The 21,094-nt window shown below is 73.7% G+C and carries 19 protein-coding genes; 11 read left to right on the top strand and 8 right to left on the bottom strand.

Features of this window, described 5'->3' with window-relative positions:
• Positions 1-105: 105 nt before the first annotated feature.
• Complete coding sequence (locus tag AC07EG_RS09680) at positions 106-618, bottom strand: TetR/AcrR family transcriptional regulator (protein WP_478252594.1); 513 nt, start codon at positions 616-618, stop codon at positions 106-108.
• A gap of 52 nt (positions 619-670) precedes the next feature.
• Here AC07EG_RS09680 and AC07EG_RS09675 point away from each other — a divergent pair, with 52 nt between their 5' ends.
• The 8 genes from AC07EG_RS09675 to AC07EG_RS09640 all read left to right on the top strand — a co-directional run bounded on the left by AC07EG_RS09675 (position 671) and on the right by AC07EG_RS09640 (position 9,693).
• Positions 671-1,021: a VOC family protein gene (locus AC07EG_RS09675; protein WP_478252593.1), complete on the top strand. Its 351-nt coding sequence runs from the start codon at positions 671-673 to the stop codon at positions 1,019-1,021.
• Positions 1,022-1,273: 252 nt separating this feature from the next.
• Entirely contained in the window at positions 1,274-1,945 is a 672-nt protein-coding gene (locus AC07EG_RS09670; RefSeq protein ID WP_478252592.1) for a DUF4190 domain-containing protein, read from the top strand.
• 98 nt (positions 1,946-2,043) lie between these two features.
• Positions 2,044-3,510 (top strand): S1 family peptidase, encoded by a 1,467-nt coding sequence (locus AC07EG_RS09665; RefSeq protein ID WP_478252591.1) that lies wholly within the window; start codon positions 2,044-2,046, stop codon positions 3,508-3,510.
• Positions 3,507-5,537 carry a tetratricopeptide repeat protein gene (locus tag AC07EG_RS09660; RefSeq protein WP_478252590.1) on the top strand — a complete coding sequence of 677 codons (2,031 nt, stop codon included), beginning with the start codon at positions 3,507-3,509 and terminating at the stop codon, positions 5,535-5,537. The genes AC07EG_RS09665 and AC07EG_RS09660 overlap by 4 nt, the downstream gene beginning before the upstream one ends.
• Before the next feature lie 8 nt (positions 5,538-5,545).
• On the top strand, positions 5,546-6,931 hold the full coding sequence (locus tag AC07EG_RS09655) for a VWA domain-containing protein (RefSeq protein WP_478252589.1): 1,386 nt from the start codon (positions 5,546-5,548) through the stop codon (positions 6,929-6,931).
• Positions 6,901-8,019, top strand: coding sequence for a hypothetical protein (locus AC07EG_RS09650; RefSeq protein WP_478252588.1), 1,119 nt, complete (start codon positions 6,901-6,903; stop codon positions 8,017-8,019). Before AC07EG_RS09655 ends, AC07EG_RS09650 begins: the two co-directional genes overlap by 31 nt.
• Complete coding sequence (locus AC07EG_RS09645) at positions 8,016-9,311, top strand: ABC transporter substrate-binding protein (protein ID WP_478252587.1); 1,296 nt, start codon at positions 8,016-8,018, stop codon at positions 9,309-9,311. Before AC07EG_RS09650 ends, AC07EG_RS09645 begins: the two co-directional genes overlap by 4 nt.
• Positions 9,312-9,321: 10 nt before the next feature.
• Positions 9,322-9,693 (top strand): CU044_2847 family protein, encoded by a 372-nt coding sequence (locus tag AC07EG_RS09640; RefSeq protein ID WP_478252586.1) that lies wholly within the window; start codon positions 9,322-9,324, stop codon positions 9,691-9,693.
• Positions 9,694-9,767: 74 nt separating this feature from the next.
• Here AC07EG_RS09640 and AC07EG_RS09635 read toward each other — a convergent pair whose 3' ends face one another.
• Both AC07EG_RS09635 and AC07EG_RS09630 read right to left on the bottom strand, forming a co-directional pair.
• Positions 9,768-10,280 carry a 2'-5' RNA ligase family protein gene (locus AC07EG_RS09635; RefSeq protein ID WP_478252585.1) on the bottom strand — a complete coding sequence of 171 codons (513 nt, stop codon included), beginning with the start codon at positions 10,278-10,280 and terminating at the stop codon, positions 9,768-9,770.
• A 17-nt stretch (positions 10,281-10,297) separates the two neighbouring features.
• On the bottom strand, positions 10,298-11,632 hold the full coding sequence (locus AC07EG_RS09630) for a serine/threonine protein kinase (RefSeq protein WP_478252584.1): 1,335 nt from the start codon (positions 11,630-11,632) through the stop codon (positions 10,298-10,300).
• Between the two features lie 147 nt (positions 11,633-11,779).
• Between AC07EG_RS09630 and eccD the strand changes: the two genes are divergently transcribed.
• Together eccD and eccB are read left to right on the top strand one after the other, a co-directional pair.
• A complete protein-coding gene (gene eccD, locus AC07EG_RS09625; RefSeq protein WP_478252583.1) occupies positions 11,780-13,159 on the top strand; it encodes a type VII secretion integral membrane protein EccD in 1,380 nt (459 codons plus the stop codon).
• Between the two features lie 4 nt (positions 13,160-13,163).
• Positions 13,164-14,564: a type VII secretion protein EccB gene (gene eccB / locus AC07EG_RS09620; RefSeq protein WP_478252582.1), complete on the top strand. Its 1,401-nt coding sequence runs from the start codon at positions 13,164-13,166 to the stop codon at positions 14,562-14,564.
• A gap of 10 nt (positions 14,565-14,574) precedes the next feature.
• Here the strand turns inward: eccB and mycP are convergent, their stop codons facing one another.
• Genes mycP through AC07EG_RS09595 form a run of 5 tightly spaced genes read right to left on the bottom strand, consistent with a single transcriptional unit; the run spans position 14,575 to position 18,801 of the window.
• The gene (mycP, locus tag AC07EG_RS09615; RefSeq protein ID WP_478252581.1) at positions 14,575-15,867 is read right to left on the bottom strand and encodes a type VII secretion-associated serine protease mycosin; all 1,293 of its coding nucleotides are present in this window, start codon (positions 15,865-15,867) and stop codon (positions 14,575-14,577) included.
• A 4-nt stretch (positions 15,868-15,871) separates the two neighbouring features.
• Positions 15,872-16,210 carry a hypothetical protein gene (locus AC07EG_RS09610; RefSeq protein WP_478252580.1) on the bottom strand — a complete coding sequence of 113 codons (339 nt, stop codon included), beginning with the start codon at positions 16,208-16,210 and terminating at the stop codon, positions 15,872-15,874.
• Positions 16,210-16,578 carry a YbaB/EbfC family nucleoid-associated protein gene (locus tag AC07EG_RS09605; protein WP_478252628.1) on the bottom strand — a complete coding sequence of 123 codons (369 nt, stop codon included), beginning with the start codon at positions 16,576-16,578 and terminating at the stop codon, positions 16,210-16,212. Before AC07EG_RS09605 ends, AC07EG_RS09610 begins: the two co-directional genes overlap by 1 nt.
• Positions 16,579-16,605: 27 nt before the next feature.
• Positions 16,606-17,124 carry a hypothetical protein gene (locus AC07EG_RS09600; RefSeq protein WP_478252579.1) on the bottom strand — a complete coding sequence of 173 codons (519 nt, stop codon included), beginning with the start codon at positions 17,122-17,124 and terminating at the stop codon, positions 16,606-16,608.
• Positions 17,125-17,136: 12 nt separating this feature from the next.
• Positions 17,137-18,801, bottom strand: a complete 1,665-nt coding sequence (locus AC07EG_RS09595; protein WP_478252578.1) for a hypothetical protein — start codon at positions 18,799-18,801, stop codon at positions 17,137-17,139.
• Between AC07EG_RS09595 and AC07EG_RS09590 the strand changes: the two genes are divergently transcribed.
• Complete coding sequence (locus AC07EG_RS09590; RefSeq protein ID WP_478252577.1) at positions 18,753-21,056, top strand: alpha/beta hydrolase; 2,304 nt, start codon at positions 18,753-18,755, stop codon at positions 21,054-21,056. The genes AC07EG_RS09595 and AC07EG_RS09590 overlap by 49 nt on opposite strands.
• Positions 21,057-21,094 lie beyond the last annotated feature (38 nt).

Raw genomic sequence — 21,094 nt, 5'->3', positions numbered from 1 at the left:
CCGGCGCTTCGGGTCTTTTTCGGGCGTGGCAGGGAAATCGGCGGTTCACGCATAGTGCCCGCCCGGGGAGCAGGGGGGTGACGGCGGTTCCTGAACGCGTTTCGCTTACTGGGGACCGAGGACGTAGTGCAGGGACGCCCGCGCCGCCGAGGAGGAGGTGCCGGTGGCGACGGTCAGGAGGGCGGCTCGCCAGGCCGCGGCCAGCATGTCCGCGGCGGGGGCCTTGTGCTGGGTCAGCAGCGGCCGCAACGCGCCGGCGACCGGATCGTCGCGATCCACCGGGGCGGGCTCGCCGAGGATGCGGCAGACGGTGAACCGCACGGCGGCGTCGAAGGCCACCAGGAGCGCGGCCCGCACCGCGGGGTGGCCTCGGCTGCCCGCCGCCGCGGCCGCGCCCTCCATCCGTTCGACGATCCGCTTCTCCATCTCCTCGCGGACGGTCAGGTACAGGCCGAGCTTCGAGTCGAAGTGGTGGTACAGCGAGCCGGTGGTGACGCTCGCCTTGGCGGCCACGTCGACGACGTTGGCGGCCTCGTAGCCGGAGAGTTCGAACTGGTGGATGGCCGCTTCGAGCAGGCGGGCCTTCGCCGAACCGGGGACCGGTACCCAATCACGCATGGGCCGAGCATAACCCGTTGACGGTCGAACATAAACCGTTTACGTTCGGCCCATGAAACTCACGTTCCTGTACCAGCCCGTGGCGGACCTCAAGGAGTCGGTCGCCCTCTACCGCGACACGCTCGGCTTCGAGGAAGCCTGGCGGGAGGGCGAATCGACCGCGGCGTTCCGGATCCCGGGTTCGGAGGTCGAGCTGATGCTCGACGTGCCGCCGGACGACGGGCCGCGCTGGGGCGCCGGCGGCTTCTACGCCGTCGACAGCGTGGACGACTTCCGCCGGGAGCACCCGGAACTCGACTGGCAGGGCGAGATCGCGATGCCGGACGGCAAGGGCGCCACCTTCCTGGACCCGGCCGGCAACGCCGTCCACCTGTTCGACCAGAGCGCGGCCGGACCCGAATAGCGCCTCTGGACTGGAGGAGGTTACGCCGTACGAGTGATATTGAAGTTTCAACTTCTAGCTCTGCGTAACGGGCGAGTTGAGGGTCTGACGGTCGGTCACCAGGCGAAAGATCGCGAGCTTGATCCCCTCGACCCCGGTCCGTTATCCCCGGACGCCCCGCCCCGCTGTGACGCGCACGGCCCACCGGACGACGGAGGGCGCAGAGCGCGACCGCGTTCGGTCGCGCTTTCGCTCCGTTGAAAGAGGAAACCCGTGTCCTACGCTCCCACGCCGCCGTCACCGGCGATGCAGATGCCGTCGCAGCACAAGAACGGGCTCGGTACCGCCGGGTTCGTGCTGGGGCTGGTCGGCCTGATCTTCGCGTTCATCCCGCTCATCGGGGTCATCGCCTGGCCGCTGACCATCCTGGGCCTGGTCTTCGGCATCGTCGGATTGCTGCGGGCCAACCGCGGGCAGGCGGGCAACAAGGGCATGGCCGTCGCCGGCCTCGTGCTCTCGGGCATCGGCCTGGTGATCTGCGTGATCTGGACGGCCGCGTTCGGCAAGGCCGTCAGCGACACCGCCGGCGGCCTGCCGACGCCGGTCGCCCCGCCCGCGGTCGTGGACGCGGGGGCCGCCCCCGCCGACGCGGCGGCGCCCGCGGCGTCAGGGCAGCACACGATCGTGCTCGAGGTCAGCACGGGCGCCAAGGCGAACGTGCGGTGGAGCAGCGGGTTCAGCGCGAACTCGCAGGAGGTCCTGGAAGAGGGCAAGACCTGGAGCCAGACCCTGACGACGGCGGACCCGGCCTTCACCTCGGTCACCGTCACCCCGGTCGAATTCGAACCGGGCAGCAAGGACAACACCTGCAAGATCACCGTCGACGGCAGAACGGTCGTGGAGCAGTCCAACAGCATCGGCGCGCTGTGCACCTACCAACCCTGACCGGCCATCCGCAGAACGGGTGATCTCACCCCGGTGCGCATTACGGATGCGTGAAGACAGCGGCAGGCCACCCCGCCACCGCCGTAGGGTGGCCTGCGGTGAGGGGGAACGAAGGCGCGACCCGAGGCACTGGAGCCGGGCCCGCGGGGGAGCCGTGGCGGATCAGCATCGTCGATCCGGCGGGCTGGACCCTGGGGGCCGGCATGTTCCTGGGCGAACACACCGCGCTGACCTGTGCCCACGTGCTCTCCCGCGACCCCGGCGCCGATCCCGCCGCGTTGTCCGCCGCGGTCCGGTTCGTCGGGCTGCCGGGGCAGCCGTCGGTGGCCGCGACCGTGGTGGCCTGGGTGCCGCCCGCCGCGGACGGCGGCGGTGACGTCGCTCTGCTGCGGCTGGCCGAATCGCCGCCGGTGCCGGGTGCGCCGCTCTGCTACACCTCGATCGTGCGTGACCGGCTGGTGCACACCTACGGTTTTCCCGAGCCGCACGAGCACGGGGTCTGGGTGAACGGCGCCGAACTGGCCGGTCCGGCCGGTGAGTGGGTGCAGCTGAACTCGCCGCTGCCCGGCGAGCGCGTGCGTGGCGGGTTCAGCGGGGCCGGGGTGATCGACAAGGCCAGCGGTGCGGTGCTCGGCATGGTGGTCACCGAGTACACCGATCAGAGCACCGGCCTGGCCTACATGGTCCCGGTCCGGGTGCTCACCGGGTACGTGCCCGAACTCGCCGAATTCGTCACCAGGGAACTGCCGGAATCGCCCGGCGCGCTGGCGGTGCTGATCAGCGACCGGGACACCGCGATGGACAGCGGGTTCAGCGAGGTGGCCGAAGAGGGCAACGGCGGCCGGATGGTCACCATCGACACCACCGGGATGAGCCCCGCCGAGGTGTCCGCCCGGATCGAGGAGGAACGCGGGCGGGCCGGGTGGCCGGGCACCGTGGCGCTGGCCGGGGTGGACGGGTCGAGCCAGCCGGAGCGGCTGCTGCGCGAAGTGGTGCTGCCGCTGCTCGGAGCGGGGGTGCAGGTGATCGTCCAGTTCAGCGCGGACAACGCGCCCGGCGCGCGGCTCGCCCGTGACTGGCAGCGCGAGGAGAACGCGGCCCGGCTGGACCGGCTGCGGTCGCTCGCCGCCACCTTCGAGTCCGAAGAGGACGGTGTGCGGACGCGGGTGCGGAGGCTGGGCAGGCGGATCCAGCCGCTGCCGGAGTACCGGCCGCGCAGCGCCGAACTGGCGTTGCTGCTCGGCGCGACCGGCTCGGCCGAGCCCACCCGGGTGAACCGCCGCCTGGTCTCGCTCGAGCGGTGGCTGCGGCGGCAGCGCGACCAGCTGACCGCCTACCGCCGCGAACTGGACGCCAGGGCCGAGCAGTTCGACGAACTGCGCGGGCAGCTGAGCGCCTACAACGCGATGGCCGTGCGGTACGGGCTGATGGAGGACGAGGAGCTGGCCGAGGTGTACCTGCCCGCCAAGGTGGCGCTGACCGCCCGGCCGTGCTCGCTGCCCGACGCGGTCCCGCTGGTGCACTCCTACGCCAGCGCGGTCCGGCGGAAGCTGGGGCGGGCATGAGCGCCGGGGTGCTGACCTGCCACGGCCGTCCCGTCGGGCCGGACGGTTTCTGCGACGTGTGCGGGCACCGGCGGGTCGCCCGCCCCGCCGAAGCGCCGGTGAGCTCCCGGCGGGACACCGACAGCGACCTGACCGGCGACCACGAGTTCTGGTCGCTGCCCGCCGTCGAGGCCCCCGACCCGGCCACGCTGGTGCTGGCCGACCCGCAGTACCCGGTGGACCACCAGTTCTGCGGCAGGTGCGGTAGCCCGGTCGGCCGTCCGTTCCGGGGTGAACCACCGCTGCGGCACGGGTTCTGCGAAGAGGACGGGGAGCCGTTCGACTTCCGGCCGAAGCTGGCCGCCGGCGAGCGCGTCGGCGGCCAGTACGACGTGCTCGGCTGCCTGGCGCACGGCGGGCTGGGCTGGGTCTACCTGGCCACCGACAGCCACCTGCCGGACAAGTACGTGGTGCTCAAGGGCGTGGTCGACCAGCACAACGCCAGGGCCCGCCGCCTCGCGCAGGTGGAGCGCGACGTGCTGACCCGGCTGGACCACCCGAACATCGTGCGGATCGTGGACTTCGTCGAGCACTCCGGCGACGAGTACATCGTGATGGACCACGTCGGCGGCCTGTCGCTGCAGGCCGTGCTGAAGCGGCCCGAACTGCTGCGGGTCGAGCACGTGATCACCTACGGCAGGGCCGTCCTCGCCGCGCTGGACTACCTCCACGGCGAGGGCCTGCTCTACGTGGACATGACGCCGAACAACGTCATCCACGGCGACAAGCGGGTCAAGGTGATCGACCTCGGGGCCACCAGGGCGATCGGCGACCACGAGAGCGTGGCCGTGACCACCGCCGGTTACCGGATCGACGACGACGAACGCCGCCAGCACGGGCTGACCGTGCGTTCCGACCTCTTCTCGGTCGGCCACACGCTGAAAACCCTGCTCAAGGCCACGCCGGGGGGATCAGCCGACGACGTGGGCACCGAATCGCTGCGCAAGGTGATCGAGCGCGCGACCGACACCTACGACCGCCGGTTCGCCAGCGCCGCCGAGATGTCCGAGCAGCTGGACGGGGTCCGGCGCGAGGTCCTGGGCAGGCGGCCGCGGCGGTCGGTGCGGTTCGAGAACACCCCGGAGCTGCTCGACGCCGGGCTCGGCGTGGTGCCGGGACTGGCCCACTGGACCGAGCCGGATCACGTGCTGGACAGCGGCAGGCCGTCACCGGAGGTGGCCGCGTCGAAGTTCCCCGTGCCGCAGCCGGACTCGCTGGACGACGCGGTGGAGGCCGAGCTGACCCGGGCCCGCGCCCGGATCGCCCTGCGTGACCCCGGCGCCGCCCGCGAAGCCATCGGCCGGGCCGAGGTGCTGCTGGGCGGCACCGCCGGGTACGACTGGCGGATCGCCTGGCACCGCGGGCTGCTCTGCCTGGCCAGGGGCGCGGCGGGGGAGGCGCGACGGCACTTCGGCGCGGTGCGGAAGGCGTGGCCCGCCGAGGACGCGCCCAAGCTCGCGCTCGCCTACTGCGCCGAGGACGCCGGCGAGCCGGAACAGGCTCAGCGCCTCTACCAGGCCGTGTGGGCGCGGGACGACGCCCAGGTGGGGGCCGGGTTCGGCCTGGCGAGGTGCCTGCTCGGGCTGGGGGACAAGGCGGGTGCGGTGGCCGCGCTCGACCGGGTGCCCGGCACCTCCCGCCACTACGACGCCGCCCGGATCGCCGCGGTGCGCATCCGGGTGGCGGGCCCGGTCGATCGGGCGGACCTGGCCGACGCCGTGCGGCGGCTGCCGGAGCTGTTCCTCGACGGCGAAGCGGCGGAACGGCTCAAGACCCTGGTCCGCCAGGCCGCGCTGGACCACGCCGGGGCCGTCTGCACCGGGGAGTGGGACGGCGGTGAACTGCTCGGGCACCCGGTGACCGAGCACGGCCTGCGGCGGAAGCTGGAAGCCTCCTTCCGCGTCATCGCCCGGCAGGCCCGCGACGAGATCCAGTACGGCGACCTGGTCGACCGTGCCAACGAAGTCCGCCCGATGACGCTGAGGTGAGCACGGCGATGACCACGGACCAGGCACCGGAGTTCGAAGTCGAACTGAGCCAGAACAAGTACCTGGCGGCCGGGGACGAGACCATGCACGTGGTGGTCACCGTGCGGGCGGTGGGCGGGCAGCCACCGGCCGAGGCCGCCGAGGTGCTGCTGGTGGACTGCTCGGCGTCGATGGACTGGCCGCCGACGAAGATCGCCGCCGCGCGCCAGGCCACCGCGGTCGCCATCGACGCCCTGCGCGACGGCGTGCACTTCGGCGTGGTGAGCGGCACCAGCCGCGCGTCGATGGTCTACCCGGCACACGGCCTGGTGCGGGCCAGCGGCGAAACCAGGGCCGCGGCGAAGGCGGCGCTGCCCGGACTGGTCGCGGGCGGCGGAACGGCGATGAGCACCTGGCTCACCCTGGCGGCGGAGTTGTTCGAAGCGCACCCGGACGCGGTGCGGCACGCGATCCTGCTCACCGACGGCAAGAACGAGTCCGAGCCGCCGGAACGGCTGGCGCAGGCCCTCGCCGCGTGCGAAGGCCGGTTCGACTGCGACGCACGCGGCATCGGCGACGACTGGCAGGCGGCGGAACTGGAGCGGATCTGCGGCGCGCTGCACGGCCAGGCCGACGCGGTGCTCGCCGAAGCCGAACTGGCCGCGGACTTCCGGCAGCTGATCGAGTCCGCGATGGGCCGGGTGCTCCCCGAACTGCGGCTGCGGATCACCACCATGCCCTACACCTCGCTGCGCTTCGCCAAGCAGGTCTACCCGTCCAAAGTGGACATGACAGCGCAGGTGCGGGCGCTCGGCGAGCACGCGCACGAACTGCCGACCGGCGGCTGGGGCGCCGAGCAGCGCGAGTACCACCTGTGCTTCGAAGTCGACACCGGCCGGCTGACGCTGGGCGAGGACCGGTTGCTCGGGCGGATCGCCCCGGACGGGACCGGGGTGAGCGGTTCCGTGCTCGGCCACCTCACCGAGGACCCCGCCCTGTCCAGCCGGGTGGACGAGCGGCTCAGCGGGCACGTCCGGCAGGCCGAACTGCGCACGCTGGTCGAACTGGGCTGGCGGGCGCACGACTCCGGGGCGCTGCCGGAGGCGGTCCGCCAGTGGGGTGGCGCGCTGCGGCTGGCGGCCGAGATCGGGGACGAGAACCTGCTCACCCGGCTGCGGCGGCTGGTCGAGGAGGACGGCCGCGGCGGCTTCCGGCTCCGGCCGGGCCTCCGCCCCGGCGAGGTGAACTCCGCGGTGCTCGGCTCGGGCATGTCGGTGGCCACCACGTCCCAGCCGGAGCCCGAACCCGACGGGGAAACGGGGGAGGCGGTGCGGTGCACCGGGTGCCAGCGGCAGCTGCGGGCCCGTGCGAAGGTGTGCGGCCGGTGCGGGACGCGGGTGGGCGCGGCCGGATGAGCACCCTGCGCTGGCTGACCCGGCTGCGCCTCGGGCTGGTCGCCGCCACCGTGGTGGCCGCGCTCGCGGCGCTGCTCACCTTCACCGGGGTGCAGGCCACCGTGGCCGACGTGCGGGCGAGGACCGCACCCGCGGTGCTGGCCGTGGTGGCCGCCCAGGACGCGCTGGTCAAGGCGGACAACGCGGTGGTGAGCAGTTTCGACACCGGCCAGGTCGAGCTGATCGGGCCGGGGGAGCGGCACCAGAGCGAGCTGGTGATCGCCCGCCAGAGCCTGGCGCGGGTCGCCGAGCACAACGCGGCCGGGGACGAGGGCAGTCTCGGGCTCCAGGTGGTCGAAGGACTGCTGGCCGGGTACACGAACTTCGTCGAGCAGGCCGACGCGCACTACCGGCAGGACGGTGGCCGGATGCTCGGCACCGCCGACCTCTGGTACGCCTCGCGGCTGATGCACGCGGCGGACAACGGCATCCTCGCCCGGCTCGGCGCGCTCGCCGACCTCCAGCACGGCGCCCTGCGCGCCCAGCTCTCGGACGGCTGGCTGGCCACCGCGGTGGCCTGGCTGTGGCTGCTGCCCGCGCTGCTGCTGGCCGGGCTGCTGGGCTGGGCGCAGCGGGGCCTGCGGCGGCGGTTCCGGCGGCGCTGGAACTTCTGGCTGCTCGGCGCGTCCGGGCTGCTGCTCGGCATGGTCGTGACCACCTGGTTCGCCTTCGGTTCGGCGGCGGGGGCGCGGGAGGCCGGTGGCACGGTGGACACGGCGGTGGCGCAGTGGCGTGCCGGGATGACCGCCGAGGCCGCCGCCGGGCGGCCGAAACTGGTCGGTCTGGTCCGGGAGCACTGCGCGGGTGCCTGCGGCCCGGTGGCCGACCAGCTGGCCGCCGGACTGCCCGCCGGTCCCGCGGCCCCGCCCGCGGTCGCCGGTGAACCCGCCGAGGAGGGCCGCCGGATCGACGACCAGCTCGCCGCCGCCGACGTGCCCGTCCTGTTCGAGTACCTGATCGCCGGGCTCGGCCTGGCGATCACCGGCCTGGTGCTGGCCGGTTTCCACGAGCGCATCGCCGAGTACCGCTTCGACCGGAGGTCCGCATGAGGTGGTTGAGGGGCCGGGCGCTGCTCGGGGTGCTGCTGCTCGGCCTGAGCGCCTGCTCGGCCGGGCCGCCGGGGACCGAGACGCTGACCGTGCTCGCCTCGTGGGAGGGCGCCGAGGGGGCCGCGTTCGAAACGGTGCTCCAGCGGTTCGAGGAGGAGAGCGGGATCGAGGTCGACTACCGCGGGACCCGCTCGGTCACCCAGGTGCTGCGCTCGGAGGTGCAGCAGGGCAAGCCGCCGGACATCGCGGTGCTGCCGAACCCCGGGGAACTGGCGGGGTACGCGGCCGGTGGCGACCTGCACCCGATCGAGGGGGACCGGGCCGGGGAGCAGGGCGGGGCGCAGTGGCTGCCGCTGCGGCGCCTCGGCACGCAGGCGGACTACGCGGTGGTGGTGAAGGCGGACCTGAAGAGCCTGGTCTGGTACCGCACCGGCACGCTGCCCGGCCCGCCCCCGCGCACCTGGGCCGGCCTGGTCGCGCTCGGCGACGAGCTGGGTGCGCGCGGGCGGACCCCGTGGTGCCTCGGCATGGAGTCGCAGAGCACCTCGGGCTGGCCGGGCACCGACTGGATCGAGGACATCCTGCTGCGGCGCTCCGGTCCGGAGGTCTACCGGCGGTGGGCGGCCGGTGAGCTGCCGTGGACCTCGCCGGAGGTCCGGCAGGCGTGGGCGGACTGGGGCAGGCTGGTCACCCCGGCCGGTGCGGTGCGCGGTGGCACGAACGGCGCGCTGCTGCTGGGGTTCGGGAACAGCGCCGAGCCGATGTTCGCCGAACCGCCGGGGTGCGTGCTGGACCACTTCGCCTCGTCCAGGATCAGCGGTTACCAGCAGTACCGGGCGAAACCGGCGGTGGGGCAGTTCGACTTCTTCCCGTTCCCGGTGGTGGACCCGCTCGCCGACCCGGCCGCGGAACCGGCCGTGGTGTCGGCGGACCTGGCCGGGATGTTCACCGACTCACCCGCCGCCCGGTCGCTGATGCGGTACCTGGCTTCGGACCGCGGGCAGGCGGTGTGGCCGTCCGAGGCGGCCAGTTCCAGCTTCTCGATCAACCCGAACCTGGTGGCCCAGGGGGTGTACCGGGATCCGCTGAGCGTGAAGGTGGCCGGACGGCTGACCTCGGGGGCGTGGTGCTTCGACGCTTCGGACATGATGCCCGCGACGATGAGCGACGCCTTCCACCGGGCGGTGCTGGACTACCTCGCCGATCCGGCGCAGCTGGAACGCTTGCTGGAGGTGCTCGAACGGGTCCGCCTCGCACCCGAGGACGGGCTCGACCTGCCGTGCGGCCGATAGGAGGGTGTCAGTGACGGAGTTCGTGCGGTTCCCGCTCGACGACGGGGGTTCGGTGCTGGTCGAAGTGGAGGTCCCGCATTCGGTCGAACGCGCCGGTCGCCCGAAGAACCTGCTCCGCGAGGCGGGGGTGTCGTTCGAACGCGCGCTGGACGAGGTGCGCGATGCGGCGGCGGCCGCGCTGGCGAAGTTCCGGGCGATGGGCCCGGACGAGGTGGAGCTGAAGTTCGGCGTGAAGCTGGACGCGCAGGCGGGCGCGGTGATCGCGAAGACCGGGCTGCAGGGGCAGTTCGAGGTGAAGCTGAAGTGGCTGCGTGATCCTTCGCAGGTGCGTCCGCCGGAGGAGACGGTGGAGGATGGCGGGTCTGCCGGGGAGCATGGTTGAGGGTCCGGACGTGGGGCCACCTCGCTCTTTCAGCGTGACTACGGCGGGTATCGGGGCGGGGCGGGGAGCGCTGCTCAGTGGGCGGTGAAGGGGAATGAGGCCAGCGGGCGCCAGGGGCCGCCCAGGTACTGCCAGAGGTCGAGGCCGGTGGCGGTGGCCTCGGCCGGGGTGAAATCGGCCAGCAGCAGGGTGAGGGTGTCGGCGGCGGCCTGCGGGCTCACCTTGTTCTGCACGGTGACGTGGGGCTTGAACGGCTGGGCGTCCTGGGCGGTCAGCCACGGGCGCCAGCGGCTCTGCAAGCTCTGGTGGAGTCGCGAAAGGACCGTCGACGAAACGGTCAGCGCGGTGCCCCGGCCGAGGGAGCGGATTCCGTCCACGGCGAGGGGGAAGGGCGAGGTGCCGGCGGCGGTTTCGGCGCAGGTGGTGGTGATCGCGCCGGTCCGGGTGCCCGGCAGGGCGTGGAAGAGGGTGAGGTGGGCCCCGACGAGCAGGCGGTCGGGCGGGAACCAGGTCCGGCGCAGCTCGTCCCAGGTGTGCTGGGTTCCCTCGTCCACGGCGAGGGTGAGCACCAGGGGTGGAGCGGTCACGAAACCTCCGCGTGGAGCTACTCGTCGGTGCAGGTGGCTTCCCGGATCGGTTTCGGCTGGCTCTGCACGAAGCCGGTGGAGGTGGCGCCCTGGACCAGGAAGCAGTACCGCAGCACCGGGTCGATCCGGTCTCGGTAGGTGGTGGCCCGCTCGACGAACTTCGACTGCGCTTCCTGCCCCTCCGGCGCGATGATAACCACGAAGTCCAGCGGTTCGCTGCTCCGCCACGACAGTTCGACGTAGTTGCCCTTGTCCACCGGATCGGCCAGTTCGAGGAGCACCGCCTGCGCGCCGGGCGGAGCGGGCGCCGGGGCGGCGACCCCGGCCGGGCCGATCGGCACGTCGAGCTTCGCGGGCCGGTTCAGCAGCAACAGCACCACCGCGACGGCCAGCACCGACAGCGCACCGGCGGCGGCGAGCGCGGCACCGGCCTTCGGCTTGCGCCGCGCCTCGTCGCCGGGCCCGTACTGCACCACCAGCTCTCCCCGGGGCTGGGGGGCGGGGACGGGCGGCTGCGGCGGCGGCTCGGCGGGACTCGCGAAGGCGTCACCGAAGTCGTCGAACACCGGCTGGGTCTGCGGTGGGCCCAGCCTGGCGGCCACCGTCGCCGCGTCCAGCGGTCGCGCGTCCGGGTTCTTGGCCAGCAGCGCGGACACCAGCTGGCTCAGCCCCGGCGGCAGGTCCGTGCGCTCCAGCACGGGCACCTCGCCGCTGAGCGTGCGCAGGAGCCGTTCGTCCACCGGTTCACCCAGCCGCCCCTGGTGCGGTGACGAACCAGCCAGCGCGAAGTACAGCACGGCACCGAGCCCGTACAGGTCCGTCCGCTCGTCCCTGGTGCCGTCCCGCACGGTCTCCGGTGCCAGGAAGTCCACCGCCGCGGCCACGTCCGGCGGGAAGGCGTGGCGCAGGGTGAGGCCGAAGTCGGCGAGCACCGGCTCCCCGGACGGCCGGAACAGCACGTTGCCGGGGGTGACCCCGCCGTGCACCACCCCCAGGGCGTGGGCGGCCGCGAGCGCCGCGGCCAGTGCGCTGCCCACGGCGAGCGCGTCCGGAACGGTCAGCGGGCCGACCGAGCCGATGAGCTCCGGCAGCGACTGGGTGCACAGCTCCATCCGCAGCGCGCACCGGCCGCCGGGCAGTTCCGCCACCTGGTCGGCCACCAGCACGTGCGCCCGCGTGCGCAACTCGCCCAGCCTGCGCAGTTCGGCCTCCAGCAGGCCGCGGGTCCGCCGGTCGATCGGCCCGGGGTAGACCTTGAGGGCGAATGCGGTGTCCCCGTCAACCCCGGCGAACACCGTGGCCACCGGGCCGTCGCCGAGGGGGACCAGTTCGTCGTCGCCGGGATTCGTCATCGTGTCCCCTGTGGAAATGGGTGTCCGGTAGCTGCCGTGGCCGTTCCCCCGGACCGTTCGCTCTCCCATCGTAGGAACGGGAAGTTCCACGGTGGCGCTCGCGGCAGGATGCTGCCGCGGCCCCGCGAGGCCAGGAGGACGACGCGGATGACGACGAACCTCGTCAGGGTGACCATCGACGCACCGGCTCGGCGGATCGACCTGGCGCTGCCGGAACGCGCGTCGGTGGCCGAGGTCCTGCCCGGCCTCCTGCGCCGCGCCGGGGAGAGCCTCGCCGACGACGGGGTGACCGACGGCGGCTGGCTGCTGCGCCGCACCGACGGCACCGCGCTCGACCTCGGCACCTCGCTCGGCACCTGCGGCATCCGCGACGGCGAGGTGCTGCACCTGGTGTCCCGCCGCCTGCACTGGCCCGAGCTGGAGTACGACGACCTCGCCGACACCATCGCGCAGGGCGCCGGGCGGACCGGCAGGCCGTGGGGGCCCGCGCACACCCGTGCCGCGGGACTGCTCACCGGCGCGTTCTCGGCGATCCTCGCCCTGGTGGCGCTGCTGCGAGCCGGGCCACCGTGGACGGCGGCGGCGTGGGCCGCCTTCTGCTGCTGCGTGGTCCTGCTCGCCGCCGGAACGGCGCTGGCCCGCGCGCTGGGGGACGCGGGGGCCGGCGCGGTCGTCGCCGCGCTGGGCTTGCCGTTCGCCTTCGCCGGTGGCGGGCTGCTGCTCGGCGGTGGCCCGCCGGGCGCCGGGTTCGGCGCACCGCACCTGCTCGCCGCGTGCTCGGCGCTCGTGGTGGCCTCCGCGCTGGGATACGCCGGGGTGGTCGAGCGCGCCGAACTGTTCATCGCGGGGGTCACCGCGGGCCTGCTGGGCGGGCTCGCGGCCTGGCTGGCCGGGCTGGACGCGCTGGACGGGGTGGACGGCGCCGCGGTCGCGGCCGCGGTGGTGCTGCTGTGCTCACCGCTGTTCGGCCCGCTGGCCACCCGGCTGGGCCGGGTTCCGATGCCGGTGCTGCCACGCAGCACCGCCGACCTGGTGCGGGACGACCCGCAGCCACCGCGGCACGCGGTGTACGCCGCGGTGCTGCGAGCCGACCAGCTGCTCACCGGCGCCATCGGCGGGGCCGCCACGGTCGCCGTGCTCGCCCAGTTCGCGGTGGCCGGGCAGGCGAGCGCCTCGGTCGTCGTGCTGCTCTGCGTGCTCTCGGTCGGCTTCTGCCTGCGGGCCCGGCTCTACCCGGCCGTGCGGCACCGGGCCCCGTTGCTGCTGACCGGTGTGGCGGGCGCGGGGGCGCTGGTCACCGGCCCGCTGATGGCCGAAGGGGACAGCCTGCTCGCGGTGACCACACCCGTGCTGATCGCCGTGGCCGGCCTGGCGATCCTGCTGGGCCTCGGCTACAGCAAGCGGTTGCCGAGCCCGTTCTTCGGCCGGTTCGCCGAACTGCTGGAAATCGGCATCGTGCTGGCGTGCGTGCCCGTGCTGTGCGCGGTGCTGGGCCTGTACGGGCTCGTGCGCGGACTGAGCGGCTGAGGCGATGGCGTCCAAACGCGACCTGCTGCAGGCGCACCAGTTCCTGGCTCAGCGGGCGATCTCGGCGCTGGTGACGCGCGAACCGGACCCGGAGCAGCCGCCGTTCCGCCGTCCCGGCGGCGCCGCGATCGGCAGTGTGGTCATCGGGGTGCTGGCACTGGTGGGGTTCTGGGTGTACGGGCTGGTCAACCCGGGCGGGAACACCTCGTGGCGGGAGCGGCCGTCGGTGATCGTGGCGCAGGAGTCCGGGGCGCGTTACCTCTACCTCGGCGGCGTGCTGCACCCGGTGACGAACTACGCCTCGGCGCTGCTCGCCCTCGGTGAGCACGCCGAAACGGTCTCGGTGGCCAGTGATTCGCTGGCGGGGGTGCCGCGCGGGCCGTGGATCGGCCTCGCGGACGCGCCGGACGCGCTGCCCGCCCCGGACCGGCTGCTCACCGGTGGCTGGAGCCTCTGCTCGCGGCCGGTACCCGACCCCAGCGGGTCCACCGTGGACGAATCGCTGCTGCTGGTGGGCACCGGCGCCCCCGGTGGCAGGCCGCTGGCCGACGCGGCGGTGCTCGCCGAGGTGCCCGCCAGCGGGGAGACCTACCTGATCGCCGGTGGCCACCGGCACCGCATCGAGCAGCCGGGCATCGTGTCGGCGGGGCTCGGGCTGGGCACCGAGCCGAGGACGCGGGCCGGGATGCCGCTGGTGGACATCCTGCCCGCGGGTGCGCCGATCGGGCCCCTCCGCCCGGCGGGCACCGGCTCGCCGTCCACGGCCGTGCCGGGCCTGACCGGCCTGCGGGTGGGTCAGCTGCTGGTCGTGCAGACCTCCGGCGGGCGGGAGCACTACCTGGCCGAGGCGGACCGCCTCCGGCCGATTTCCCCGCTCCAGTACGACATCCAGCGCGCCGATCCGGAAACCGCGCGTGCCTACGACGGCGGCCAGCCGGTGGACGTCCCGCTCGGCCCGGCCGCGGCCGCCGCGGCGCCCAAGGCGCCCCCGGTCCCGGCCGAGCCGGGCGCGGCACCCGTGGTGCGTCCCCGGTTCGCCGGCGGGGGCACGCTCTGCGCCACCTACCAGCCCGCCGCGGCGGTGCCCGAACTGCACGTCGACGTCCAGGTGCCCGGCGGCGCGACCATGGCCACCCCCGGCCGGGGTGCGCACGGGATGCCGATGGCCGACCGCATCCACGTGGAGCCGGGGCGGGCGGCGGTGGTCGAGGTGATGCCGAGCGCGGGGGCGTACGCGGGCACCCTCGTGCTGGTCACCGACCAGGGCCGGGCGTTCCCGCTGGCGAGCCGCGAGGTGCTGGCCATCCTGGGCTACGGCGAAGCGACGCCCGTCCGGCTGCCCGCCGGCCTGGTCGACCGGGTGCCGCTGGGCAGCGGCCTCGACCCGGCCGCGGTGCTCCGGTGAACCGTGCTGGTCAGCGTTCCGCCGGTGGGGGCGGCACCACGAACATCTCCTCCGGCAGGTCGTCGCGCCCGCCGTGCCGGGGCTCGGCGGGCGGGAGGACCGCGCGGCGGGGGCGCCAGCCGGTGCGGCGCCCCCGGCCGAGCACGAGCGCGGTGAGCGCGCCCAGCGCGGCCAGCGCGCCGGTGAGCACCGCGATGAGCCGTGCCGCCGAGGTGCTGCCGTCCCACCATTCGGCGAGGCGCACCTGCGCCGGGTCGGGCACGGGACGCCGCACGGCGGGCACCGCGGCCGGGCCCGCGGTCACCAGGCCGTCGGTCAGCGCCCGGTACGGGTTGACCAGCCCGGCCCCGTAGGCGGTGCTGTCCCGGCCACCCGGCGCCGGGCTCGCGGTGGCGAGGATCCGCCGCACCACCTCCGGGGCGGACAGCTCCGGCCGGGCCGATCGCACCAGCGCCGCGGTCGCCGACACGAACGGCGCCGCGAAACTGGTGCCGTCGCGGTACTGGTGCCCGCCCGCCCGCGCGGTGCTGAGCACCCCGGCCCCCGGGGCCACGAGGTCCACCTGCGGCCCGATCTGCGAACTCGGCAGCCGGGTGCCGGTCATGTCCACCGCACCGACCCCGAGCACCCCGTCGTAACCGGCGGGGTAGCTCGCGGGGCCGGGCGCGGCCCCCTGCTGGGCGTTGCCCGCGGCGGCCACCACGACCACGTCCTTCGACACCGCGTACCGGATCGCGTCGCGCACGTAGGTGTTGTCGAGTCCACCCGCGACGGACAGGTTGAGCACGTCGGCACCCTGGTCGGCCGCGTACCAGATGCCCCTGGCCAGCACCTCGGGATCGATGGCCTGGCTGGCGCCGTCGGTGGTGTCGCTCTCGCTGACCCGCACCGGCAGGATCGTGGCGTCCGGCGCCAGGCCGGTGAACCCGATGCCGGGGGCGGGGGCCGCCGCGATGAGGCCGGCCACCCCGGTGCCGTGCGAAACGCAGTCGAAGTCGCCCGGGAGGTCGCCGACGAGGAAGAAGTCCTGGCCGGGCGCGACCTTCCCGGGCTGGCGCAGCTGCGGGTGGTCGGCGTCCACCCCGGAGTCGACCACGGCGACCACCACCCCGGCGCCGGTGCCGTGCTCGTGCACGGCCTTCGTGTCGAGCGTCCGCTGGGCCCACGGCACCTCGGTGACGGTGGGGCTCGCCGGGTCGGCGTCACCGCAGGCACCCGGCGGCGGTGCCGCCGTGGCCACGCCGGGGTGGACCACCAGGGCCGCGGTGACCACGGCCGCCGCCGTCAGCCTGCTGCCGGTCATGGCGTCAGGCCGGTGTTTCCCGGCCGTCGGTGCCGGTGAGCCGGTCGACCGCGCCGGTGCCCTGTGCGTCCGCCGCGAGGTAGTCCGCCACGCAGCCCATCGCGTCGTCGCACAACCCGCGGTACGCGCCGGGGATGCCGTCGGCCTTCGCCGTCAGCTGCTCGGCGAGCGGCAGGTACTTCTCCAGGAACGCCTGGGCGAGGGTGTCCCCGCCGATGCCCGCCTGCCCGGCCTGGATGGCCCGCTTGTGCGTTTCCCACGCGCCCCCGAAGTCCTCGCCGACCGCACGCAGCCGGTTGATGCCGCGGGTCACCGCGTCCGGGTCCATGTCGTAGTCCGCCATCAGAACTCTCCCTTGATCTTCCGGTCCAGCTGGTGCAGGAAGGGGCCGGTGTGCACGTCGGTGTCCTCGAGCTTCGCGGTGGGCGGCAGGTACTGGCGGGTGATCTCGAACAGCTGCTCCTGCGACTGCGCCACCGCGTCCCTGATCGTGTCCACGATGGAGGCGGCGAGCGCCTTCGAATCGTGCGTCCGGTAGATCCTGGGGTCGAGGTAGAGCTCGCTCAGCTCACCGCGGCCGACCACCGTGGCGCTGACGAGGCCGTCCGGCGAGTCGGCCACGGCCTCGATGTCGGCGATCTTCTCCCGGATTTCGAGCAGGTCGTCGCGCAGCCGTTCGTAGTCCGCCTTCCGCGCGGCCGGGTCGATCATCGGCTTCACCGTGGGTTCTCCTCGGTCTCACTGGTTGTTCTCTTCGGGTGACGAACGGGTGTGCCGGGGGACCGGCTGCTCGAGCTCGGCCGCGCTCCCCGGCCTCAGGCGAACGGTGTCGAGGAACTGCTGGAAGTCGCCCACCAGGCCCCCGGCCTCCTGCCTGGTCGTGGCCAGCACGAACCGCAGCACCACGCGCACGCCGCTGCCGCCGCCGTCGAGCACCGCGAGGAACGCCTGGCACTGCACCACCTGCCCGCCGGGGCCCAGCAGCAGGATCTGCGCGAGCCCCGGTGAAGCGGAACCACCGACCTCCGTCCGGCTCAGCACGTCGACGTGCGTGCCGGACTCGCGCAGCGTGGCGACGGCCTCGTCGGCGATCTCGGGCAACCCCGTGTCGTCCGCCCGGAACTCGCCGGTCGAGGCGATGGTCGCGGTCAGCCCGGGTCGCACGGCGACGACCGCGCCCGCGGCCTCCTGCGGCAGCGGGGGCCGCCAGCCGGGTGGCATGGTGAACTCGATCGGGAAGGACAGGCTCGCCGGCACCGTGGCTCTCCACTAGAAGTAGGTGGTGTGGGGGATCGCGGGACCCGGGTTCCGGAAGCCGTCGACGATGGCCGATCCGAGGTCCCGCAGGGTCTGGCCCGCCTTGTCCGGGTCGATGACGAGCTGGCCCTCCAGCTTCCCGCCGAGGCCGAGTGCGGCGCCGATCTTGCCGCCGATCACCCAGTCCCCGTCCTTCTTGCCGAAGGTCACCCCCGCGTCGAGCCCGATGCCGAACCGGGCTTCGGCCCTGCCACCCGCACCGAAGCCACCGACTTCGGTGAAGCCGCCCGCGCTCACCTTGGCCCCGGCGAAGCCACCGGCCCCGGCACCGAAGAACTGCGAGCCGACGTCGAGCTTGGCCTCGGCTTCGGCACCGGCCAGCGCTTCGAGTCTCGCCCGCCCGGAGACGTCGCCGACGTCGGCACGCACGTCCGCCGACCCGCCCAAGCCCCAGGCCGCCTTCCCGTCGAACCGGCCGCCCTTCGGGGTGGGCGTGTCCAGGAACTCGGTGTAGAGCGAACCCTGGTGCGGCAACGAGTCGCTGCGCCACCCGGTGACGTCGGCGGTGAGCCGGGCAGGCACGTCGTTGCCCGCCAGTTCCAGGTTGCGCAGCCCGGAGTCGACCTGGAACGACGCGTCCCGCACCGCGTCGTAGTTGCGCACCAGCGACGGGTCGCTCAGCTTGCTGCGCTCGACCTGGTCGTCGGTTTTGTTGGCACCGAAGAGCTTCTCGTGGTTCCGGCCGCCCTTTTTCTTCCCGGTTTCCACTTCGAGCCGGTGTCCGGTCACCACGGGAGCGCGTTCGTGCTGGATCGGGGTGACCTGCCAGCCGTCGAAGGTGTCGCGCACCTGCTGGGCGGCCTGGTCGGTCGCGTTCCGGCCGCGCTGGACGAGGTCGTTCACCAGGCGGTCGGCGACGAAGTTGCCTTCCGCCGGGGGCATCGTCTGGCTCACCGCGTGGATCGGACGGCCGTCATCGATGTCGGCCAGCCGCTCCCGGGTGAGCGTGTCCACGGTGTCGGCGCCGCGGGAGAGCCCTTCGCCGAGCCTGACCATGTCCTCACCGGCCGCCCTGGTCCGTTCGGCCTCGGCGGTCGTCTGCTCGCCGAACTGCTCGCCGGGACGGCCACGCCAGTCCTGCTCGGTTGCGTACGCGACGCTGAGCGCCTGATCGGCGGCGTCCCGCCCGCGGGCGCCGGTCTCACGCAGCCCGTCGGCGGCGGTGCGGATCACCCCGGTGTCGGTTTCGGGCAGGGGTGCCTCGGCGAGCACCCGCTGGGTGAGTTCGTCGGTTCTGTCTTCCGGTGCCGTGGACCGTTGCTCCTGACCGGCACCTTCGCCGCCGGTGCGCCCGTCGCCCGGCGGCCCTTGGCCCGGGGCCGGCGTTCCGGCGGCGTCTTCGTTCCCGGTGGTTTCGCCCCGCGCTTCGGTGCGGTCCCCGTTCGGCTCCTGAGCGGAGGCGGTGTTCTCGTTCCCGGAGGTTTCGGTGCGGGTCTCGTCCGTGCGCGCCGCTGGGTCCTGGCCGGTGTCTGCGGCCGCGGGCGCCTTCTCCTCGGCACCCGTTTCCGTGGTCCCCGCGCCCGATCGCTTCTCCGCGGGAGCCGGGTCGCCCGCACCGGAATCCGCCGGTGCGGGGGAGGCGGACGCGGTGGGACCGTCTCCTGCTGTTTCGGCCATCTGGGCACTCCCTGAACTCTTGCCGGAGCCTTGGTGATCAGTGTCGCGCCGGTGCGGGTGGTGCGGCGGCTGCTGGCCTGTTCCGGCCACCCGCCTGCTGGCCGGAACAGGTCAGGCGCCGTCACGGCCGTTCTCGGCGCGCGAAGCTGGGCTCCCACCGTGTCGATCGAGGAGTTCCGCTGATGGCAGAGGACTCGGGTGGCGGCACCGCCACGGCTGCAGCACCTTCGGCACCCGCCGCGTCCAAGGCGGAATCCGCTGCCCCGGCGGAAAAGAGCACGCCCGAGCCGGCTCGCGGTCCGGAGTCTGCGGAGAAGGCGGACGCATCCGGGCCGGAGCCGCGGAACGGCGAGCCGGCAGGTTCCGGCGAGCGTGCGAGCGACGGCACCCCGGAGCGAACCGAGGCCGGTGACGAGAGCGAACTGAAAACAGCCGTGCGGGGACAGACCCAGGAAGTGACCCCGCCGGAGCGGCTCGAGGCGGTCGGCGACGAGGTGGGCAAGGTCGGCGAAACGGCCGCGACGGCTCGCGGCGAGAGCGAGCAGGCCACGGCCGCCGTCGACCGGGCCTGGCACGACCCCGCGGGCGAGGCGACGCGGAACCGCGCCGATTCGGTGGCCGCCGAGGTCGACACCGTCGAGCAGGAAGCCGCGGCCCTGACCGACTACACGAACGCGGCCGCCGGCCACGTCCGGGACGGCATCGAACGCCGGGAAGCGGTCGTCAGCTCGAACGACGCCCCCTACGAGCTTTCCCACCTCCTCCCGGACGCGGACCGGAACGTCGCCAGGAGCCAGATCGAGGCCGCCACGGTGCGCGACGTCAACCGGGAAGACGAACGCACGGCGGCCAACATCCGCCACCTCGAGGCCGGGGCGCCGGCTGAGCCGGCGCCCGGAGCGCCTTCCGCCCCGGTCCCGGTGCCGGCTCCGGACGGCGAAGCGCCGCAGGGCGCGGTCGCGCAGCCGGCCACCGCACCAGCCACGCCGACGACCGCGGGGAACGGCCCGGCGGTCCACCCCGGTACGCCGGCCGTGCAGCCCGCGGCCGCCGACCTGGACAACGCGCAGGCCGTGCTCCACGACGCCGGACAAGGCGGGACTCAGCTACCCCGGCCCCCCGAAGGAGCGAACCGGGAGGAAATCGACGAGCACTGGCTGGCGCTCGCCGGGCAGCACCCGGAAATCGTCGGCAACCAGGACGGTGCACCGGCGGTCGCCCGCGACAAGGCCAACCGCATCCTGCTGGAGCGGGAGCTGCCCCGGGTCGAGGCCGATCTCGCCGCCGGCAAGGCGGAGCGCGACCGGCTCTTGGCCGAACGGGAGAACCTGCAGGGCCCAGGGCACGACGTGGAGCGGCTCCACGTGGAACAGCGAATCCGCGAGCTCGACGACAGGATCGCCGAGCTCAGCGGAATCACCACCATTCACGACCGCCTGGAGGAGACCGAGGGGAACGGGGAACACGACCGGTTCTACCTGCTCGGCTTCGACCCGCGGGAAGACGGTAGCTTCATCGTGGCGCGGGGAAATCCGGACATCGCCGAACACGTCGCGACCTTCGTTCCCGGCGCCATGGCGGACCTCGGCGACGCCGGGAACCTGATCGGCGACGGCGACGCCATTCACCGGGCCGCGCTGGCCGCGCTGGCCCCCGAGACGCCGCCGGGCCAGGCGCCGCCACCGGTCTCGGTCATCACCTGGCTCGGCTACGACGCACCGGACAGCATCTTCCCGCACGCGGCATCGCCTTCCTACGCGATGAACGCCGCGGGCGACCTCGCCGGTTTCCAGCAGGGCCTTCGCGACAGCCACTACGAAGGACGATCGCACAACACGCTCATCGGGTACAGCTACGGCGGCACCACCGCCGGATTGGCGGCCCGGGAGAACCCGGGCCTGCCGGTTGACGACTTCGTTTCGGTCGGCAGTCCCGGTCTCGGCGTACACGACGCCTCGCAGCTCAATCTGTCTCCCGGCACCCGCGTGTGGGCCACGGAGTTCGAAGACGACTGGATCGGCGACATCGGGTCGGTGTCCGCTCCGCTCGACGGGGTTCCGGTCACCCTCTCACCGCTCGGGGCCGATCCGACCGGTGCGGGATTCGGCAATCAGACGTTCCGCGCCGATCCGCTGCCCGGGCAAGGCGTCCCCGGGTTCGGCCGGCACGTCGACTACTTCAGGGAAGAAGACCACAACTCCGCGCTCACCAATCTCGGCGACATCGTGGCGGGCAACCAGCCCAGCGTGCGGTGACCACCGCCGCCGCGACCCGCCCCGGCCATCGGCGCGTT

The sequence above is a fragment of the Amycolatopsis sp. NPDC045836 genome (genome assembly GCF_056431745.1).
This window is presented reverse-complemented; position numbering and strand designations above follow the sequence as displayed.

Excerpts from the sequence above, each read along its gene's own strand:
- AC07EG_RS09595 (WP_478252578.1), bottom strand. The coding sequence starts at position 18,801 with ATGGCCGAAACAGCAGGAGACGGTCCCACCGCGTCCGCCTCCCCCGCA.
- AC07EG_RS09680 (WP_478252594.1), bottom strand. The coding sequence starts at position 618 with ATGCGTGATTGGGTACCGGTCCCCGGTTCGGCGAAGGCCCGCCTGCTC.
- eccB (WP_478252582.1), top strand. The coding sequence starts at position 13,164 with ATGGCGTCCAAACGCGACCTGCTGCAGGCGCACCAGTTCCTGGCTCAG.
- AC07EG_RS09605 (WP_478252628.1), bottom strand. The coding sequence starts at position 16,578 with ATGATCGACCCGGCCGCGCGGAAGGCGGACTACGAACGGCTGCGCGAC.
- mycP (WP_478252581.1), bottom strand. The coding sequence starts at position 15,867 with ATGACCGGCAGCAGGCTGACGGCGGCGGCCGTGGTCACCGCGGCCCTG.
- eccD (WP_478252583.1), top strand. The coding sequence starts at position 11,780 with ATGACGACGAACCTCGTCAGGGTGACCATCGACGCACCGGCTCGGCGG.
- AC07EG_RS09645 (WP_478252587.1), top strand. The coding sequence starts at position 8,016 with ATGAGGTGGTTGAGGGGCCGGGCGCTGCTCGGGGTGCTGCTGCTCGGC.
- AC07EG_RS09610 (WP_478252580.1), bottom strand. The coding sequence starts at position 16,210 with ATGGCGGACTACGACATGGACCCGGACGCGGTGACCCGCGGCATCAAC.
- AC07EG_RS09675 (WP_478252593.1), top strand. The coding sequence starts at position 671 with ATGAAACTCACGTTCCTGTACCAGCCCGTGGCGGACCTCAAGGAGTCG.
- AC07EG_RS09630 (WP_478252584.1), bottom strand. The coding sequence starts at position 11,632 with ATGACGAATCCCGGCGACGACGAACTGGTCCCCCTCGGCGACGGCCCG.
- AC07EG_RS09660 (WP_478252590.1), top strand. The coding sequence starts at position 3,507 with ATGAGCGCCGGGGTGCTGACCTGCCACGGCCGTCCCGTCGGGCCGGAC.
- AC07EG_RS09655 (WP_478252589.1), top strand. The coding sequence starts at position 5,546 with ATGACCACGGACCAGGCACCGGAGTTCGAAGTCGAACTGAGCCAGAAC.